This is a genomic window from Anaerococcus tetradius ATCC 35098, assembly GCF_000159095.1.
GTDB lineage: Bacteria > Bacillota > Clostridia > Tissierellales > Peptoniphilaceae > Anaerococcus > Anaerococcus tetradius.
Window position 1 is genome coordinate 1 of sequence record NZ_GG666316.1, and the last position, 1429, is coordinate 1429.

Annotated in this window: 2 protein-coding genes; both read left to right on the forward strand. The window is 26.5% G+C overall.

Features of this window, described 5'->3' with window-relative positions:
* A partial coding sequence (locus HMPREF0077_RS09895; RefSeq protein WP_040349776.1) for a DNA topoisomerase occupies positions 1-361 on the forward strand: 361 nt, incomplete at its 5' end.
* 278 nt (positions 362-639) lie between these two features.
* Positions 640-1200, forward strand: coding sequence for a type III toxin-antitoxin system ToxN/AbiQ family toxin (locus HMPREF0077_RS09900; RefSeq protein ID WP_004837873.1), 561 nt, complete (start codon positions 640-642; stop codon positions 1198-1200).
* Positions 1201-1429: the final 229 nt, after the last annotated feature.

Genomic DNA, 1429 nt, shown 5'->3' on the forward strand with positions numbered 1-1429 from the left:
ACCACCTAAACACTTCACTGAAGACACACTATTAAAAGCTATGGAAATAGCTGGAAATGATGAATTAGTTAAGGATGTCGAAGTTGAAAGAAAAGGACTTGGTACTCCTGCTACAAGAGCGGGAATAATAGAAAATTTGATATACAAAGGTTATATAAAAAGAGAAAAGAAAAACCTAATATCAACTAGAAAGGGATTAAACCTAGTTACTATAGTTATAGATGAGTTTAAATCTCCAAAGACAACAGCAAAATGGGAAATGAGATTAAGTGATATAGCAAAAGGTAAGGAAGATAAAGAGAATTTTTTAAAAGAAATTGAAGAAGAAATAAAAAATACTATAGGTAAATATTATAAGTAAATTAATTATAAAAAATTGAATACGGTTATAGGAATGAAGAAAGGAGTGATTTATGAAAGAAATAGGGTATAATATAAGTGATAAAAGAGTAGCAATTAGGAAATTTACTGATTTGACATAACTATAAATATACGTTATACTCTTATCAGATAAAGATGGTGTCCCGCTACCGTTAAAGGTGGAACATTAAAGAAGGTGTCTCACTACCTACATCCCAAAGGTGAAGCATTAAAGCAAACAGAGAGGATAAAACCTCTCTGTTTTTTTAGGATAAAACAATGCTAGAAGTTATAAAATATGGATTTTATACTGTAAACTCTGATTACCTTGAATATCTAAATAAAGTAGATTCAGAAGTATATTACAATCTATCGTATAGAAACAGTATAAAACCATTTGTTGGAATTATTGTTGGTATAGAAAATTATAATTATTTTATTCCAATTTCTTCTGCAAAGGAAAAACACAAAAAATGGAAGAATGTTTCTGATGAGCATTTTTTAATTTATGAAGTGATCGATAATAGTATTACTATAGATGGAGATATTTACAAATATTATTCTGATAAAGAAAAATTGCACATATTATCTATATTGGATATTAAGAAAATGATTCCTGTACCGACTGATTGTTATGAAAGAATTGATTTTAACGAACTTGAAGATATCAGATATAAAGACTTATTTCAAAAAGAATACGCTTTTTGTTTAAAAATAAAAACAAAGGTCTTGATAAAGGTGGAAAAAATATACAAAAAGCAAAAGAAAACAGGAATTATAAGAAGAGCAAATTGCAATTTTTCAAAGTTAGAAAAAGCAATGTTGGATTGGAAGCAATAGAATAAAGGCAGTTAAAGCGATTAGAAAAGTAAAAAAAATCTTATCGCCTTTTTATTGAAATAAAAAGATAGTGTAAATAACAATTTAAAGTTATCTTTTGCTTACAGAAATTTAAAAAATAGAAAGAAATAAAGTTTAATAAATAAATATATAAAAATTTAGTTCATTTTTATCACTATAATGAGGAGGGATAAAATGCCAAGATATGATATAGTAGATTTAAGCAGAT

Excerpts from the sequence above, each read along its gene's own strand:
- HMPREF0077_RS09900 (WP_004837873.1), top strand. The coding sequence starts at position 640 with ATGCTAGAAGTTATAAAATATGGATTTTATACTGTAAACTCTGATTAC.